Raw genomic sequence first — 15,221 nt, 5'->3', positions numbered from 1 at the left:
ACCGAAACCCGGTTTCCCCCGCCCCCTTTATCAGCCCTGACCTGCGGTCAGACGATCGCTCAGGCGGCGACCTTCTTGACCTCGGCCACGATCTTCTTGGCGGCATCGCCCAGATCGTTCGCGGGAACGATGGCGAGGCCCGAATTGGCGAGGATTTCCTTGCCCTCGGCAACGTTCGTGCCCTCGAGGCGCACGACCAGCGGCACCGAGAGGTTCACTTCCTTCGCCGCGGCGACGATGCCGGCGGCGATGATGTCGCACTTCATGATGCCGCCGAAGATGTTGACCAGGATGCCCTTCACGTTCGGATCGGCGAGGATGATCTTGAACGCCGCGGTCACCTTCTCCTTCGAAGCGCCGCCGCCGACGTCGAGGAAGTTGGCCGGGAACATGCCGTTGAGCTTGATGATGTCCATCGTCGCCATCGCCAGGCCGGCGCCGTTGACCATGCAGCCGATGTCGCCGTCGAGCTTGATGTAAGCCAGGTCATACTTCGAGGCTTCGAGCTCGGCAGGATCCTCTTCGCTCTCGTCGCGCAGCTCGGCCAGGTCCTTGTGGCGGAACATCGCGTTCGAATCGAAGCCGACCTTGGCGTCGAGGACGAGGAGGTTGCCCTGCTCGGTCAGCGCCAGCGGGTTCACTTCAATCTGCGCGGCGTCAGTCGCCAGGAAGGCGGCGTAGAGCGACGACGCGACCTTGGCGGCCTGCTTGCCCTGGTCGCCGGTCAGCTGGAGCGCGGCGGCGACGGCGCGGCCGTGATGCGGCATGAAGCCGGTCGCGGGATCGACGTCGAAGGTGTGGATCTTCTCGGGAGTCGAGTGGGCGACTTCCTCGATGTCCATGCCGCCCTCGGTCGAGACGACGAAGGCGACGCGGCCGGTGGCGCGATCGACGAGCAGCGCCAGGTAGAATTCCTTGGCGATGTCCGCACCGTCGGTGATGTAGAGGCGGTTGACCTGCTTGCCGGCCTCGCCGGTCTGGATCGTCACCAGCGTGTTGCCGAGCATGTCGGTGGCGTGGGCGCGGACTTCGTCGAGGTTGAAGGCGAGGCGGACGCCGCCCTTCGCATCGGGACCGAGCTCCTTGAACTTGCCCTTGCCGCGGCCGCCGGCATGGATCTGCGACTTCACGACATAGAGCGGCCCGGGCAGCTTCTTGGCGGCCTCGACCGCCTCGTCGACGGTGAAGGCGGCAAAGCCGGCGGCGATCGGCGCGCCATACTTCGCCAGCAGTTCCTTGGCCTGATATTCATGGATGTTCATGGGACGCGCCCTCGTCTTTTGTGGCGGGAAGGAGTTTGCGGGTGCCTTAAGCACGGCGCGCGCGCGAATCCAAATCTTTTCGGCGTAAATGCGATTGCGACGTAATTGCAATAAATACTGACGGGTAGTGCTTTCTTCCGTCACCCCGGCCTTGTGCCGGGGTCCACCGGGAGGCAAATGCTGGGTAGGATTTCAACGGACAACCTGCGCGGCACAGTGGACCCCGGCACAAGGCCGGGGTGACGAGGAGTGGTGTCGAGCGACTCGAAGCCGACTCTCCGCAACCAGATGACGGGTAGCTCGGGAGCGCCTATCTACCCCCTATGCCCCCCTGGATCGGCCTTGCCCTGTTCCTTGCCACGCTTGCCGGGATGGAGGTGTTCGCCTGGGCGATGCACCGCTGGGTGATGCACGGGCCGGGCTGGTTCCTGCACGCGAGCCACCACCGCGCCCGCACCGGCTGGTTCGAATGGAACGACCTCTATGCGGTGATCTTCGCGGTGCCGTCGATCGTGCTGCTCTATGGCGGGGTGCAGGCAGGCTGGTGGCCGGGCTTCACCTGGATCGGCGCGGGAATCGCCGGCTATGGCGCGATCTATTTCGGCTTCCACGACGTGATCGTCCACCAGCGCCTGCGCCACCGCTATGTGCCGCGCTCGACCTATATGAAGCGAATCGTCCAGGCGCACCGGCTGCATCACGCCGTCGAATCGAAGGCCGGCGCGGTCAGCTTCGGCTTTCTCTGGGCGCCGCCGGCCGAGGAACTGAAGCGGCAATTGAAGGTCAACTCGGGTTTGGCCCGCTTCCGCGCGAACCCGGATTGACGCGGACCCGGCGCACGGACACATGCTTGCCCTTATGGAGCACCTGAACCTCTCCGAATCCGAGTGGCGCAAGCGGCTGAACCCGGAGCAGTTCCACGTGTTGCGCGAAGCGGGCACCGAACGCGCCTTTGCCGGCCGCTACACCGATAACAAGGCCGATGGCGTCTATCTCTGCGCCGGCTGCAAGCTCGAGCTGTTCGACAGCCTCGACAAGTTCGACTCGGGTTCGGGCTGGCCAAGCTTCACCCAGCCGATCGATCCGGAAAACATCACCGAACATGCCGATGTCAGCCACGGCATGCGCCGCGTCGAAGTGCGCTGCGCACGCTGCGACGGGCATCAGGGCCATGTCTTCCCCGACGGTCCGCCGCCCACCGGGCTGCGCTATTGCATCAATTCGGTCAGCCTCGATTTCCGTTCACGTGGCGGAAACCCGGCTTCGGCTAGCGACTCCACAACCGCCTGAACCTTGTGACCAGGCCGAATAGGGCTTAATCGACCCCCCCGATGGCATCCAACCTGCCCGCAGTCATCCGCAGGTCCAAATGGCGTGACCTCGCCTTTTGGAAGCGCATTGTCTTCTGGACGCTGATCGGCGGCGGCAGCCTGGCGCTGCTCGCCTTCATCGCGCTGCTGATCGCGGTCTATTCGACCAAATCGACGCTCCCGAGCTTCGACGAGCTCAAATCCTCGCCCAACGGCCAGATGATCCGCGTCCATGCCGCCGACGGCACCGTGCTGGTCTCGCTCGGGCCGAGCTATGGCGAGTGGATCAAGTACGACCAGATCCCGCAGGTGATGAAGGACGCGATCATCGCGACCGAGGATCGCCGCTTCGAATCGCACTGGGGCGTCGATCCCGTCGGCGTCGCCCGCATGTTCTGGCGCGCCAAGCAGCTGCACGACGAGGGCCGGCGCCTGCAGGGCGGCTCGACGATCACCCAGCAGGTGGCGCGCACGATCTTCCTGTCGAACAAGTACGATCTGGGCCGCAAGGTGCGCGAAGGCGTGATTGCGCTGGCGATGGAGCGCAAGTTCACCAAGGACGAGATCCTCGAGCTCTATCTCAACAAGGTCTATTTCGGCGGCGGCGCATACGGCATCGATGCGGCGAGCCGGAAGTTCTTCGGCCATCCGGCGACCAACCTGACGCTCGCCGAATCCGCCGTGATCGCCGGCCTGGTCAAGGCGCCGTCGCATTATTCGCCCACCGCCGATGCCGAGGCCGCGATCGGCCGCGCCAGCGTGGTGCTCGATCTGATGGCCGAGACCGGCAAGATCACGGAATCGCAGGCCAAAGCCACCGATCCGCGCACCGTGGCGCTCGCCCCCGAGCCCAAGCAGAACAGCGTGCGCTATTTCACCGACTGGGCGCTGCCCCAGCTCGAAGTGCTGATCGACGAGACCGAGGCGCCGCTCGAGGTGTGGACCACGCTCGACCTGAGCATGCAGCGCGCCGCCGACGATGCGATCCGCGCCAATGCGCCCAAGAACGCGCAGGGCGCGCTGGTCGCGCTCGACCGCGACGGCGCGGTGCGCGCGATGGTGGGCGGCAAGGACTATGTCGCCTCGATCTACAATCGCGCGACCCAGGCGACCCGCCAGCCGGGCTCGGCGTTCAAGCTGTTCGTCTATCTGACCGCGCTAGAAAGCGGCCACAAGCCCGACGACCTGGTAGTCGACGAGCCGGTGACGATCAACGGCTGGAGCCCGCGCAACAGCTCCGGCCAGTTCCGCGGCGAGATGAACATCCGCACCGCCTTCGCCTATTCGGTCAACACGATCGCGGCGAAGCTCGGCCAGGAAGTGGGCTTCGGCTCGATCGCCGACATGGCGCGCCGCTTCGGCATCACCACGCCGGTGGATACCCATCCCGCAATGGTGCTCGGCACCTCGGACGTCCGCCTGATCGACATGACCCGCGCCTTCGCCTCGGTGGCGAACAAGGGCGTGGCGGTGACACCGTATGGCATCACCCGCGTCACCGCGAACGGCGCGGTGATCTACCAGCACGAGGTGGACACCAGCCATGTGCTGGTCGCCCCCTATGTCGCCGCGCAGATGACCGACCTGATGCAGACCGCAGTGGCCACCGGCACCGGCCGCGCCGCGCAGATCGGCCGCCCGGTGGCGGGCAAGACCGGCACCACCAATTCGAACAAGGACGGCTGGTTCATCGGCTTCTCTAGCGGGATCACCACCGGCGTGTGGATGGGCCGCGACGACGCCCAGGTCGTCCCCGGCCTGCAGGGCGGTACTGCGCCGGCGCGCGCCTTCCATGATTTCATGGTCAAGGCGGTGGCCAAGCGCGCGGCCGAGGCCTTCGATACCCAGGTGACGTTGCCCGAATACCAGCTCGACGAAGAGAACAGCGCCTATGGCGAGCCCGACAACGGCATGTTCGTCGACCAGGACGGCAATCCGCTGCCCGAGGACCAGCAGCCGCGCGGCAATGGCGACGAGATCGTCCAGCCGATCCCGGGGCAGCAGGGCGGGCAACAGGACGAACAGCTCGACCAGGACTGGATCGACCGGATGACCGGCAAGCGGGCACCGGGCGATACGCCGCGCCGAGATCCGCGCGACCAGCCGCGCGATACCGGGCGGCAGCCGATCCCCCAGCCGCGGGATGATGCCCCACGGGGTGATGAGTGATTCTTCCGAATTCTAAACCCAGTTAATTTGTGAATTGCTGGGCTGCTTGGTCCAATTCTTCAGCGGCGGCACTTGCAGCCTTGATCGACTGCTCAAGAATAGCAAATTCCGTGATGATGTAATCAATAAGCATTTCGCCCCTCTTGGCATTGGCCGAAGTGCCATTTTCCGCTCTCAGCATGGCCTGGATATCTGCAAGCTCCGTATCAATTGCTGATATTATTCCCGCCCATTTATTGAAAATTCGGAACAGCTCGTAATTTGGCCAGGAGGCTGGTGGATGAACACGAAGCTGATCGGCAAAACTAATTGCTGAAGCCAAGTCCTCGCGCAGAATTCTGGTGATAATTCTTGCACTTGTGACATCCCGTATGGGCTTACGTAATCGCTCTCGCATGGCGTTTGTTCTGTCGGTGTGTGAAGCGACGGTTCTCGATAGCATGTTCGCGAAATCTCGGGCCAGAGCGCTTGATCTAGACGGTGCTCTGATAGACTTGAGCAAATTTGACAGCGCTAGGAAAATACCTTTCCGGGCTGACTTTGAATTTATGCTATCAACTTCTATCGAAGCCACACTTTCTTCGCTGAGATTGAGTATATTTTCTCTATCGCCAGCCTCTCCAGCGCCGTTTTTCGGCATCTCACCGCCTCTGCTCGCGCGGATTTCGGACAGAATGTCTTCTTTGATCCTCTCGAGATCCCCAACGGTTACCGATTTCGTAGTAAGTTGTGCGATTGCCGCCCAGGTACTCAGGCCCGACACGATCGCCGCAATCGTCAGCCATGGATTTGGCGGTACCGTCAGCCATTGAAAGCTAGTCGGCCACGAGACCTCGCTTGAGGCGAACTGGGTGGCGGTTGCTCCCACGGATGCCACGCAGGTCACAAATATCGCCGTCGATAATTTCGCGGTCCATCGATGTGCCATGCGAGCGAATCCCCCTCAGGAGATTGCCTTGCGGACGAGATCGAATCAATCGCGCGGCAATATCTTATGCGGTATCTTGCGCTGGCAGGCCGTCGCCTGATGGATGTTTGCCGTACCAGTGCAGCCCGGCGCCGTTGCGCTTGAGCCAGGCGCGGGCGCGCTCGGGATCGCCTTCGTAGAGCTCCGCCATCACGCGGTGGAACGCCGGGGAGTGGTTCATATGGATGCGGTGCGCGACTTCATGCGCCACGGTCGAGCGGCGGACGAAGCTGGGCGCGAGCAGCAGCCGCCAGCTATAGCGGATCTGCCCCGACGAGGCGCAGCTGCCCCAGCGGCCGCGCGGATCGCCGATCGATACCTTGGTGACGGTGACGTTCGCGCGCTCGGCATATTCCGCCGTCTCCTCGCTGAGCAGGTCGAGCGCGGCCTGGCGCAGCCAGCGCTCGATGCGCTTCTCCAGCCCCTCGCGCGGGCCGCCGCAGAGCAACTGGTCGCCGGCGAGGCGGGGCACGCGCCCGGCACCGGGCGCCGGCCATATGATCTCGACCTCGGCATCGCCGATCGGAATCCAGGCACCCGGCGAAAAGGGGCGTGCTTCGGGCATCCGCGCCTGTTGGCTGGCGATCCAGCCCTGCTGCTCGCGCGCCCAGTCCATCCCCTTCTTCAGGGAAGCGCGCGGCGGAAGCGTGAGCTTGACCTTGCCCGAACGGGGATCGACCGAGAGCCGCATCCGCCGCGCCCGGGCGTGACGAACGACTTCGATCTCGGCCTCGCTCAAAGCTCGCGGTCCACCAGGTGATGCTCGAAATCGATCACGTCGTCCTCGCTCACCGTCCAGCCGCGGGTCGACTCGCCGGCGGCATGGACCGCTTCGGGATCGCCGCTCACCAGATAATGCCAGTCGGGCAGCGGCTTGCCTTCGCCGCGCAGGCGATAGGCGCAGGTGGAGGGCAGCCATTCGATGTCGCGGACGTTGCGCGCGGTCAGCCGCACGCATTCGGGGACATAGGCGTGGCGATGCTTATAGTCCGAGCAGCGCCCCATCCGCCGATCGAGCAGCCGGCAGGCGACGTTGGTGGCGTGCAGCTCCCCCGTCTCCTCGTCCTCGAGCTTGTGGATGCAGCACTTGCCGCACCCGTCGCAAAGGGCTTCCCATTGCGCGCGGTCGAGCTGCTCCAGCGACAGATCTTCCCAGAACTTGCCTGTCATTTCACCCAATGGTCGAGCTGCGCCACCAGCGCCGCAGCGTCCTTCTCGATCGGCAGCGACGTGATCGGCTTGCCTTCCGGATCCATCAGATAGGCAATCTGGCTGTGTCCTACCAGATAGCCGCCGCCCGGACCCGGCGCTTCCTTCTTCGCATAAACGGCATATTGCTTCTCGACCGCGGCGATCGCCGCCGGGGTGCCCGTGAGGCCGACGACGCGATCATCGAAATTGCGGACGAACTCGCCCACCACCTGCGGCGTGTCGCGCTCGGGATCGACGGTGATGAAGATCGGCACGATCTTCGCCGCCTTGGCCGGCGCCTGCTTGTCGAGCGCCTTCATCGCCTGGCCGATCTTGAGCATGTCGGTGGGGCAGATGTCGGGGCAATAGGTGTAGCCGAAATAGACGATGCGATATTTGCCCGCGAAATCGCCGTCGCGCACCGTCTTGCCGGCCGGATCGGTGAGCGCGAACGGGCCGCCGATCCGGGCGCCGGCGAGCGGCGGTTCCTCGCTCGCGCCGCTGCAGCCTGAGACGATCAGTAGCAAAGGCGCAACGCCCTGAAATATCCTGCTCATGGTATCCACAGCCATGATCTGATAGTCGGGGGCTTGCAAGCACTGCCGCAATGGGGTTGGGCAAAGACATGATGGTTCGCGTAACGGGCGCCGCTGGCGCCGCCCTGCTGATGCTCGCCGCACTGCCGGCATCGGCCCAGCAATTCTCCGACAGCTACAATTTCCTGAACGCGATCCGCGAGACGGACGGCTCGAAGGTGAACAAGTATCTCGAGGACAAGACGCTCCGCATCGTCAACACCAAGGACCGCCAGACCGGCGAAGGCGCGCTGCACATCGTGGTGAAGCGCAACGACTCCACCTATCTGCGCGTGCTGCTCCAGCAGGACGACATCAATGCCAACCTGCAGGACAATCGCGGCAACACGCCGCTGATCCTCGCCGCCGAGCGCGGCTGGGACGAGGGCGTGGCGATCCTGATCAAGTACGGCGCCAATGTGAACATGCCGAACAGCAGCGGCGAGACGCCGCTGATCCGCGCGGTGCAGGTGCACGACATCGAAGTCGCCCGCGCGCTGCTCGCCGCCGGTGCCAATCCGGACCGCACCGACAATGTCACCGGCAAGTCGGCCCGCGACTATGCTCGCGACGAGACGCGCTATCCGCAGATCGCCCGCCTGCTCGCCGATGCGGCGAAGGGCGGCAAGAGCAGCGCGGCTGCCCCGGCCGGGCCCCGGCTCTAGTACCTAGAAGCTCGCCTCGGCATCGGGATCGAAGATCTGGATGACCCGGCGCGCGGCGCGCCGGGCAAAGGCCAGCGTGCATTTCTTGCGGGTAGGGGCAGGGAGCGGCACCGTCGCCGCCTCGCGCATCACCGCGGCATCGTAGCGATCGGCGACGATCAGCCCGGCACGGGCAGGCAGGAAGCCTTCCTGCTCGAACGGGCGCAGATCGAATCCCTCCGGCACCGCCCAGAAGAAGCGGTCGCAATGCGCGAGATAATCGGTCCATTTGCCGTCGCCGAGCAGATCGGCGCGCGAGACCTTGATCTCGACGATCACGATATTGCCGCGCGAATCGATCGCCATCAGGTCCGCCCGCCGGCCGCCCTCGAGCGGCACTTCGGCAAGTGCCACGCAATCGTGGCGGAGCAGCAACCGCGTGACGCCGCGCGCCACATCGGCGGCGATGAGCGGGTCTTCCTGAATCGAAACAGCCGGGGAGGTCATCCCCGGCTGTCTAGAACATTAAGCGAACGCAGGGAAGCCTGCGACTCGCGCTCAACGATAGAAGACGTGGTTGCCGACCGAGCCGACGCGCGGGCGCTTCCAGCTCGGCTTCACATAGCGGGCATGGAAATAGAGCGCTTCCGGCACCGGCGAATCCCACTGGTCCTTCATCGCGACCTGGGCGACCGCGAGCGCCTTCTTCCACTGGCCGTTGGCCGGCGGGGTGGGCAGCTTGCCGCCGCGCACAAAGGCGAACTGGCCGCGCTGGGTGACCACGCCGCAGACCGAGCGCGGAAAGCGGCCCGATTCGGTGCGGTTGAGGATCACGTCCGCCACGGCGAGCTGGCCGGCGAGCGGCTCGCTCTTGGCCTCGTAATAGATGCCGACGGCAAGGCAGTTGAGCTCGCTGTCGAGCGACGCGGGCGCATCCTGCGCGGCCACGGCTTCAGACAGCGAGTCGAAATCTTCGTCCGCATCCACATTGGGGATCTGCTGGACAATCTCGCCCTTGACGGGGAGCGGCGCGGCCTGGGGGGCCGGCGTGGGAACAACCTGATGTTCCATCGCGTTGACCATCTGAACCGGCGAATCCTGGTTCATGGTCACGTCGAGCGTGGCGGCATTCGCAAGTGCGCCAGCGCAAAAAGTCACCGTCGCGAACGCCGCGACGCGGTGGATGAGCTTCATTAGGATTCGTTGCTGTGCGGTTGGTGCGCGGTCGGCCCCGGTTTCTGATGGGCCGCCGGGCTTCCCCCCCGACTGCGTAACCGACCGACTTCACACCCCGGCAGGCACAACGCGATTGATAGTGGAGGGGCCTTTCGCCGCGCGCGCGGGCAAAGTCAATTCGCCGCCATCGTTTCAGCGGCGAAGCGTTCCCCATCCGCGATATCCAGTTCGACCACCCACAGATCGGAATCGCTGTTCCGGCGGCGCTGCCAATAAGCGGTGACCGCGGTGTCATCCTCGAAGTCGCGGGGGCCGGCAGGGATCAGCGCGGGCTTTCCGTCCGGGCCCAGGCCACGTTCGATAAAGCGCGGGTTGGCGCCGCGCTCGACCAGCAGAAGCAGCACCGCGCCGGCCGTGGCATCGCCCTTCGCCAGCACCATCGCGCCACCGCCCGCGCCCTCGGCACGCCGGATCAACGCGTTGACCAGCATGCCGGTGGCCAGGCGCGGCGTCATCGCAGCATCACCCTTGGGCGTAGCCGGGCAGCGAGGCGAGCGGGATGCGCGAGCGCATGAAAGTGCCGGTGCCGCGTGCAGCTTCCTCGCCGGTGGCATCGATCAGCCGCGCCTCGCCGACGAACACGCGGCGCTGGCCGCTGACCCAGCGCCCCTCCGCCACTACCGGCCCGGGGCCGAGCGGCTTGGTGAGCAGCAGGTTGAACTGGGTGGTGAGCACGAAGCGATCGGTCACCAGGCTGTTGACCGCATAGAAGGCGGCATCGTCGAGCATCTTGAAATAGCTGGTGCCGTGCGCCGCGCCGGCGGCGTGGAAATAGCGCTCGTCGATGTTGAAGCGGATGCGCGCGACGCCGCCTTCCGGGATCTCGAGGACGGATTCGAACAGCCGGTTGATCGGCGCGGCGGCATAGAGCGATTCGAGCGCACGGAAATGCGCTTCGGCCCCGGTGGGAGACTCGGGCCCGATCCCCTCAGGCAGCGTCACGCGCCTCCACGCCGGCGAGCAGCGCGTAGAGCGCATCGCGCGAACCCGCGCCGCGCAGCTTGGCGGCGAAGCCCTTGTCGCGCAGCGCGCGCGAGACACAGGCCAGCGCCTTGAGATGCTCGGCACCCGCACCCACCGGGGAGAGCAGCATGAACACCAGGTCGACCGGCAGCTCGTCCACCGCGCCGAAATCGAGCGGCTTTTCCAGCCGCACGAACACGCCGCACACGCGGCGGATCGAATCGAGCTTGCCATGCGGGATGGCGATGCCGGCGCCGAAGCCGGTCGAACCCAGCTTCTCCCGCGCGGCAAGCGTTTCGGCAACGGCAGGCGCGTCGAGGCCGTAAGCCTCTGCCGCGGCTGCCCCCAGCGCCGCAAACAGCGCCTTCTTGCTGGCAACACCCGCGCCGGAGAGCACTGCCTCCGGCACGAGCAAATCACTGATCGTCGTCATCGATATTCCAGTTGAGGTCCGCCCCCCGGGGCCTGCCTAATACTCAGGCGGCGCGGTTGGGTTCCACCCAGCCGATCGTTCCGTCGCCGCGCCGATAGACCATGTTATGGGCACCTGTCGCGCTATTTCGGAACAGCAGCGCGTTGGTGTTGCGCAGGTCGAGCATCATAACTGCGTCCGAAACGGTGGCATCGGGCACATCGACGCGAGTCTCGGCGATGATCAGAGGCGCATCGGACGGCTCGTCCTCCTCGGCCGGTTCCTGGAAAAGCGTGTAGCCGGCATTGTTGTCGTACGCGCCATTCTCGGCGAACGCATTGACCACGCCGTTCTGGCGATCCTTGAGCCGCCGGGTGTAGCGACGCAGCTGCTTGTCGATCCGGTCGGCGGCGCCGTCAAAGGCGCCGTGCGCCTCCATGCCCTTGTTGGTCGCCTTGAGCACCAGCCCCTGGGTGACGTGCATCACGATGTCGCAGGTGAAGCCGTTGTCGTGCGGCCCCTTGCCGAAGGTCGCCTGGGACGAGATCGCGCGCGAGAAATATTTGCCCGCAATCCCCTGGAGCCGTTCGTTGACTTGCGTCTTGAGAGCGGCGCCCGTCTCGACCTGATGCCCAGAAACCCGGATGTCCATCTTCACCTCCGCTTTTACGAGGACGTTAGCTGGGGCGAGGTCCCAGCCCTTTGACCCCGGTCAACCGGGATCAACTGGCTGCGGCGGCGCCCCAGAGCGGCTCCTCCATCTTAGAGAGAAAGGCTGCGTGGCGCTCAAGTTCCGCCGCGCTCGGCGCAAACTGTCGCGCGGGACGCACATGTACCCGCGTCGGGGCTTCGGCCACCGTCTCGCGGACGACTGGCGCGTCCACCGCCAGCCCCAAGGTAATCTGCCGACCGCCGGTCAGCTCGACATAGACCTGCGCCAGCAGCGAGGCATCGATCAGCGCGCCGTGCAGCGTGCGCTGGGTGAGATCGATGCCGTAGCGGGTGCAGAGCGCATCGAGCGTGTGCTTGGCGCCGGGATGCTTCACCCGGGCGATCGCCAGCGTATCGACCATGCGGGTCAGCTCGACGATCGGCCGGCCGCTGCGGATCAGCTCGCCATTGATGAAGCCGAAGTCGAAATTGGCGTTGTGCGCGATCATCGGGCTGTCGCCGATGAATTCGAGCATGCCCTCGACGACGTCCTCGAACAGCGGCTTGTCCGACAGGAAAACGTCCGACAGGCCATGGACGTTGAACGCCTCGATCGGCATCGGCCGCTGGGGATTGATATAGGCGTGGTAGGTGCGCCCGGTCATCACCCGGTTGACCAGCTCGACACAGCCGATCTCGACCAGCCGGTCACCACCCGAGAAGCTGAGCCCGGTGGTTTCGGTGTCGAACACGATTTCACGCATTGCGACCTTATCCTCCCGCTTGGTCCCGGAGGCAAGCGATGACATCGCGCACCACCGCGCGCGTCTCCTCCAGCGTGCCGCCGGTGGGGATGACGAAGTCCGCCCGGGCCCGCTTTTCCGAGTCGGGCAGCTGGCGCGCGAGGATCGCCTCGAATCGCGCCGCGGTCATGCCCGGCCGCGCCAGCACCCGGGCGCGCTGGACCTCGGCGGATGCGGAAACCACTGCGATCCTGTCGACATGGCGCCAACCGCCTGCCTCGAACAGCAAGGGCACGTCGAGCACCACGAGCGGCGCGGCGCGATTCGCCCGCAGAAAGGCTTCACGCTTGTCCGCCACCGCCGGATGCAGGATCGCCTCCAGCCGCGCAAAGGCCGTGGGATCGGCCATCACCGCCTCGCGCAGCAGCGTGCGGTTGACGCCGAGATCGCTGGTCGTGTCCGGAAACTCGGCTTCGATTGCGGCGACGGCGGCGCCGTCCGGCCCCTGGAGCTTGTGCACCTCGGCATCGGCGTCGAACACCGGCACGCCGGCTTCGGCGAACATCGCCGCCACGGTCGACTTGCCCATGCCGATCGACCCGGTGAGGCCCAGGGTGATCAAATACCCCTCCCGTATGGAGGTATGACGCTGGGGATAATCACCGAAGGAGAATCTCGCGCAGCTCGTCGTCGCGGTCGCGCGGCGGCTCGGCACCGAAGAACAGTTCGAAGGCAAGTGCGGCCTGGCCGACCAGCATCTCGAGCCCGTCGACCGTGTCGAGTTCGCGGTCGCGCGCCTGGGCGAGCAGATCGGTCTCGAGCGGCGCATAGACTGCGTCATAGACCACCGCATCCTCGGGCAGCGGCGACAGATCGATCTCCAGCGGCGGCTGGCCGACCATGCCGAGCGCGCTGGCATTCACCAGCAGTGCGGCCGGCGGCAGCTTGGCATTGAGCGGCAGCGCTTCGCCCTTGATCCCGAAGCTCGAAAGCAGCGCTGCGCCCTTGAGCACGTTGCGGTTGAGCAGGGTGACCTTGCCGACACCGACACGCGACAGCGCGAACAGGATCGCGCGCGCCGCGCCACCGGCACCGATCACCACGACGTGCTGGCCGTCGAGATCGAGCCCGGCGATCGGCGCATAGAAGCCGCCGGCATCGGTGTTGGTGCCGATCAGCGCGCCATCCTCGGCGCGGACCACGGTGTTGATCGCGCCGATCGAGTCGCGGACGCCGCCGCGATCCTCGACGAATTCGAGCGCCGCCTGCTTGTGCGGCAAGGTGATGTTGCAGCCGCGCCAGTCCGGATCGGCCTTTCGCGACTCGAAATAGCCGGCCAGTTCCTCGGGCTTCACATGCGCGCGCCGATATTCTGCCGCGATGCCGAGCTGCTGCAGCCAGAAGCCGTGGATCAGCGGCGACTTGGACTGGGCAATGGGGTCGCCGATCACTTCGGCATAGGCAGTCATGACGTCAGAACCCCCCGCGTACGCAGATAGGAAAGGATCGGCAGCAGCGGCATGCCGAGAATGGTGAACTGGCTGCCATCGGTGCGGCTGAACAGCTGGACGCCCGGCCCCTCGATGCGGAAGCAACCGACACAGCCGGCGATCGCGGGCCATTCCGCATCGAGATATTCCTCGACGAATTTCTCGGAGAGCGGGCGGACATGGAGCTTGGCGCGATCGACAAAGCGCCACACCGCGCGACCGCCCTCGGCGATCACTGCGGCGCTGTAGATGTCATGCGTCTTGCCGGACATCCGGCGGAGATGGTCGGCGGCCTGTTCGCGACTCTCGGGCTTGTCGAGCAGCGACCCGTCGTCGAGCGCAACCAGCGAATCCCCGCCCAGCACCAGCGCAGTCGGCACCAGGCCCGAGACCTTGAGCGCCTTGAGCTCGGCCAGCGCATCGGCCAGGTCGCGCGGGGAAATGCCGCCGGCGAGCAGCGACTCCTTGGCGGAAGCTTCGTCGACCTGCGCAGTCACCGCTTCATGCGGCACACCGGCATCGTTGAGCATCGCCCGGCGCGAGGCGCTCTGCGACGCGAGAACCAGTTTCACTGTCCGCCCTTTTCCAATGTGCGCTCGTTGCAGAGCTGGATGATCGCCGCCGCGGTTTCCTCGATCGAGCGGCGCGTCACGTCGATCACCGGCCAGCCATTGTCGGCGAACATCCGCCGCGCATAGGCGACCTCGCGGTTGACCGCATCCTGCTCGACATAGCTGGTCTCGGTCGCCTGGTTGAGCGAGAGCAGGCGGTTGCGGCGGATCTGGATCAGCCGGTCGGCGCTGGTGGTGAGGCCGACGATCAGCGGATGCTTGAGGCCAAACAGCTCGGGCGGCGGCGGCGATTCGACCACGATCGGGATATTGGCGGTCTTGTAGCCGCGGTTCGCCAGATAGATCGAGGTCGGCGTCTTCGACGAGCGCGAGACGCCGGCGAGCAATATGTCTGCTTCTTCCCAATCCTCGGCGAGCAGCCCGTCGTCATGCGCGATGGTGAACTGGATCGCGTCGACGCGGGCGAAATAGGCGGCATCGAGGGTATGCTGGCGACCGGGCCGCGCCTTGGCTTCCTGGCCGAGCAGGTTCGACAGCGCATGGTTGACCGGATCGAGCGGCGCGATCGCCGGCAGGCCCATCGCGCGGCAGCGGCTCTCGAGCGTGCGGCGCGTCTCGGGGTTCACCAGCGTGAACAGCACCAGCCCGGGGTTCTGCGCGATCTCCTGGAGGATCCGCTCGAGATGCGCTTCGCTGCGCACCATCGGCCAGAAATGGCGCAGCGTCTCGACATCGTCATATTGGGCGAGCGCCGCCTTGGCGATGTTCTCCAGCGTCTCGCCGGTGGAGTCGGAGAGGAGGTGCAGGTGGAGCCGCATCACATATGGGATGGATCTGTGGATAACATGTCCCACAGCCAGTAGCGCAACCGGGCGCACGAACCAATCGGGTCAGTTTGATGACTCCGGCTCGTGATTCTTCCACAACCGCATCCCCAGCTTGTCGTTCCGATCCACAGCCTGTTGAAAACGGGGATGGAAGCCGCGAATCCGAGGACTCGAGCGGGGCTGTGGGAGTCAATCTGTTGGCAAAGTGG

Annotated in this window: 20 protein-coding genes; 4 read left to right on the top strand and 16 right to left on the bottom strand. The window is 65.5% G+C overall.

Going from position 1 to position 15,221, the window contains the following annotated elements; all coding sequences use genetic code 11:
• Positions 1–59 precede the first annotated feature (59 nt).
• On the bottom strand, positions 60–1,262 hold the full coding sequence (gene sucC, locus P6144_RS08355) for an ADP-forming succinate--CoA ligase subunit beta (RefSeq protein WP_277767275.1): 1,203 nt from the start codon (positions 1,260–1,262) through the stop codon (positions 60–62).
• 323 nt (positions 1,263–1,585) lie between these two features.
• Between sucC and P6144_RS08350 the strand changes: the two genes are divergently transcribed.
• Genes P6144_RS08350 through P6144_RS08340 form a run of 3 tightly spaced genes read left to right on the top strand, consistent with a single transcriptional unit; the run spans position 1,586 to position 4,741 of the window.
• Positions 1,586–2,086 (top strand): sterol desaturase family protein, encoded by a 501-nt coding sequence (locus tag P6144_RS08350; protein ID WP_277767274.1) that lies wholly within the window; start codon positions 1,586–1,588, stop codon positions 2,084–2,086.
• Between the two features lie 34 nt (positions 2,087–2,120).
• Complete coding sequence (gene msrB, locus P6144_RS08345) at positions 2,121–2,552, top strand: peptide-methionine (R)-S-oxide reductase MsrB (protein ID WP_277767273.1); 432 nt, start codon at positions 2,121–2,123, stop codon at positions 2,550–2,552.
• A gap of 41 nt (positions 2,553–2,593) precedes the next feature.
• Complete coding sequence (locus tag P6144_RS08340) at positions 2,594–4,741, top strand: PBP1A family penicillin-binding protein (protein ID WP_277767272.1); 2,148 nt, start codon at positions 2,594–2,596, stop codon at positions 4,739–4,741.
• Between the two features lie 22 nt (positions 4,742–4,763).
• Here P6144_RS08340 and P6144_RS08335 read toward each other — a convergent pair whose 3' ends face one another.
• From P6144_RS08335 to P6144_RS08320, 4 genes are all read right to left on the bottom strand, one after another.
• Positions 4,764–5,669, bottom strand: coding sequence for a hypothetical protein (locus P6144_RS08335; protein ID WP_277767271.1), 906 nt, complete (start codon positions 5,667–5,669; stop codon positions 4,764–4,766).
• A 64-nt stretch (positions 5,670–5,733) separates the two neighbouring features.
• Positions 5,734–6,399 carry a SprT family zinc-dependent metalloprotease gene (locus P6144_RS08330; RefSeq protein ID WP_277767424.1) on the bottom strand — a complete coding sequence of 222 codons (666 nt, stop codon included), beginning with the start codon at positions 6,397–6,399 and terminating at the stop codon, positions 5,734–5,736.
• 44 nt (positions 6,400–6,443) lie between these two features.
• Positions 6,444–6,878: a YcgN family cysteine cluster protein gene (locus P6144_RS08325; protein WP_277767270.1), complete on the bottom strand. Its 435-nt coding sequence runs from the start codon at positions 6,876–6,878 to the stop codon at positions 6,444–6,446.
• Positions 6,875–7,471 (bottom strand): SCO family protein, encoded by a 597-nt coding sequence (locus tag P6144_RS08320; RefSeq protein ID WP_277767269.1) that lies wholly within the window; start codon positions 7,469–7,471, stop codon positions 6,875–6,877. The genes P6144_RS08325 and P6144_RS08320 overlap by 4 nt, the downstream gene beginning before the upstream one ends.
• Before the next feature lie 53 nt (positions 7,472–7,524).
• On the opposite strand from P6144_RS08320, the gene P6144_RS08315 reads away from it, so the two are divergent.
• Entirely contained in the window at positions 7,525–8,139 is a 615-nt protein-coding gene (locus P6144_RS08315) for an ankyrin repeat domain-containing protein (RefSeq protein WP_277767268.1), read from the top strand.
• A 3-nt stretch (positions 8,140–8,142) separates the two neighbouring features.
• Here the strand turns inward: P6144_RS08315 and P6144_RS08310 are convergent, their stop codons facing one another.
• The 11 genes from P6144_RS08310 to P6144_RS08260 all read right to left on the bottom strand — a co-directional run bounded on the left by P6144_RS08310 (position 8,143) and on the right by P6144_RS08260 (position 15,006).
• Positions 8,143–8,625 carry an MmcB family DNA repair protein gene (locus P6144_RS08310; RefSeq protein WP_277767267.1) on the bottom strand — a complete coding sequence of 161 codons (483 nt, stop codon included), beginning with the start codon at positions 8,623–8,625 and terminating at the stop codon, positions 8,143–8,145.
• 51 nt (positions 8,626–8,676) lie between these two features.
• Positions 8,677–9,312 carry a cell wall hydrolase gene (locus P6144_RS08305; protein ID WP_277767266.1) on the bottom strand — a complete coding sequence of 212 codons (636 nt, stop codon included), beginning with the start codon at positions 9,310–9,312 and terminating at the stop codon, positions 8,677–8,679.
• 155 nt (positions 9,313–9,467) lie between these two features.
• Complete coding sequence (locus P6144_RS08300) at positions 9,468–9,809, bottom strand: DUF1491 family protein (protein ID WP_277767265.1); 342 nt, start codon at positions 9,807–9,809, stop codon at positions 9,468–9,470.
• Positions 9,810–9,816: 7 nt separating this feature from the next.
• Positions 9,817–10,290: a PaaI family thioesterase gene (locus P6144_RS08295; RefSeq protein WP_277767423.1), complete on the bottom strand. Its 474-nt coding sequence runs from the start codon at positions 10,288–10,290 to the stop codon at positions 9,817–9,819.
• Complete coding sequence (locus P6144_RS08290; protein ID WP_277767264.1) at positions 10,283–10,750, bottom strand: PTS sugar transporter subunit IIA; 468 nt, start codon at positions 10,748–10,750, stop codon at positions 10,283–10,285. The genes P6144_RS08295 and P6144_RS08290 overlap by 8 nt, the downstream gene beginning before the upstream one ends.
• A 43-nt stretch (positions 10,751–10,793) precedes the next feature.
• Positions 10,794–11,381: a ribosome-associated translation inhibitor RaiA gene (gene raiA / locus P6144_RS08285; RefSeq protein WP_277767263.1), complete on the bottom strand. Its 588-nt coding sequence runs from the start codon at positions 11,379–11,381 to the stop codon at positions 10,794–10,796.
• 70 nt (positions 11,382–11,451) lie between these two features.
• Positions 11,452–12,144 carry a DNA polymerase III subunit epsilon gene (gene dnaQ, locus P6144_RS08280; RefSeq protein WP_277767262.1) on the bottom strand — a complete coding sequence of 231 codons (693 nt, stop codon included), beginning with the start codon at positions 12,142–12,144 and terminating at the stop codon, positions 11,452–11,454.
• Between the two features lie 7 nt (positions 12,145–12,151).
• Positions 12,152–12,745, bottom strand: a complete 594-nt coding sequence (coaE, locus tag P6144_RS08275; RefSeq protein WP_277767261.1) for a dephospho-CoA kinase — start codon at positions 12,743–12,745, stop codon at positions 12,152–12,154.
• Positions 12,746–12,782: 37 nt separating this feature from the next.
• The gene (aroE, locus tag P6144_RS08270; protein ID WP_277767260.1) at positions 12,783–13,592 is read right to left on the bottom strand and encodes a shikimate dehydrogenase; all 810 of its coding nucleotides are present in this window, start codon (positions 13,590–13,592) and stop codon (positions 12,783–12,785) included.
• Positions 13,589–14,185 (bottom strand): nucleoside triphosphate pyrophosphatase, encoded by a 597-nt coding sequence (locus P6144_RS08265; RefSeq protein ID WP_277767259.1) that lies wholly within the window; start codon positions 14,183–14,185, stop codon positions 13,589–13,591. Before P6144_RS08265 ends, aroE begins: the two co-directional genes overlap by 4 nt.
• A complete protein-coding gene (locus P6144_RS08260) occupies positions 14,182–15,006 on the bottom strand; it encodes a pyruvate, water dikinase regulatory protein (protein ID WP_277767258.1) in 825 nt (274 codons plus the stop codon). Before P6144_RS08260 ends, P6144_RS08265 begins: the two co-directional genes overlap by 4 nt.
• Between the last annotated feature and the right edge of the window lie 215 nt (positions 15,007–15,221).

Origin of the sequence: Sphingomonas sp. HITSZ_GF (genome assembly GCF_029543155.1) — a bacterium.
Lineage (GTDB): Bacteria > Pseudomonadota > Alphaproteobacteria > Sphingomonadales > Sphingomonadaceae > Sphingomonas.
The sequence above is the reverse complement of the archived record's forward strand: the minus strand, read 5'-3'. Positions and strand labels throughout refer to the sequence as shown.

Excerpts from the sequence above, each read along its gene's own strand:
- sucC (WP_277767275.1), bottom strand. The coding sequence starts at position 1,262 with ATGAACATCCATGAATATCAGGCCAAGGAACTGCTGGCGAAGTATGGC.
- P6144_RS08350 (WP_277767274.1), top strand. The coding sequence starts at position 1,586 with ATGCCCCCCTGGATCGGCCTTGCCCTGTTCCTTGCCACGCTTGCCGGG.
- msrB (WP_277767273.1), top strand. The coding sequence starts at position 2,121 with ATGGAGCACCTGAACCTCTCCGAATCCGAGTGGCGCAAGCGGCTGAAC.
- P6144_RS08340 (WP_277767272.1), top strand. The coding sequence starts at position 2,594 with ATGGCATCCAACCTGCCCGCAGTCATCCGCAGGTCCAAATGGCGTGAC.
- P6144_RS08335 (WP_277767271.1), bottom strand. The coding sequence starts at position 5,669 with ATGGCACATCGATGGACCGCGAAATTATCGACGGCGATATTTGTGACC.
- P6144_RS08330 (WP_277767424.1), bottom strand. The coding sequence starts at position 6,399 with ATGCGGCTCTCGGTCGATCCCCGTTCGGGCAAGGTCAAGCTCACGCTT.
- P6144_RS08325 (WP_277767270.1), bottom strand. The coding sequence starts at position 6,878 with ATGACAGGCAAGTTCTGGGAAGATCTGTCGCTGGAGCAGCTCGACCGC.
- P6144_RS08320 (WP_277767269.1), bottom strand. The coding sequence starts at position 7,471 with ATGGCTGTGGATACCATGAGCAGGATATTTCAGGGCGTTGCGCCTTTG.
- P6144_RS08315 (WP_277767268.1), top strand. The coding sequence starts at position 7,525 with ATGATGGTTCGCGTAACGGGCGCCGCTGGCGCCGCCCTGCTGATGCTC.
- P6144_RS08310 (WP_277767267.1), bottom strand. The coding sequence starts at position 8,625 with ATGACCTCCCCGGCTGTTTCGATTCAGGAAGACCCGCTCATCGCCGCC.
- P6144_RS08305 (WP_277767266.1), bottom strand. The coding sequence starts at position 9,312 with ATGAAGCTCATCCACCGCGTCGCGGCGTTCGCGACGGTGACTTTTTGC.
- P6144_RS08300 (WP_277767265.1), bottom strand. The coding sequence starts at position 9,809 with ATGACGCCGCGCCTGGCCACCGGCATGCTGGTCAACGCGTTGATCCGG.
- P6144_RS08290 (WP_277767264.1), bottom strand. The coding sequence starts at position 10,750 with ATGACGACGATCAGTGATTTGCTCGTGCCGGAGGCAGTGCTCTCCGGC.
- raiA (WP_277767263.1), bottom strand. The coding sequence starts at position 11,381 with ATGGACATCCGGGTTTCTGGGCATCAGGTCGAGACGGGCGCCGCTCTC.
- dnaQ (WP_277767262.1), bottom strand. The coding sequence starts at position 12,144 with ATGCGTGAAATCGTGTTCGACACCGAAACCACCGGGCTCAGCTTCTCG.
- aroE (WP_277767260.1), bottom strand. The coding sequence starts at position 13,592 with ATGACTGCCTATGCCGAAGTGATCGGCGACCCCATTGCCCAGTCCAAG.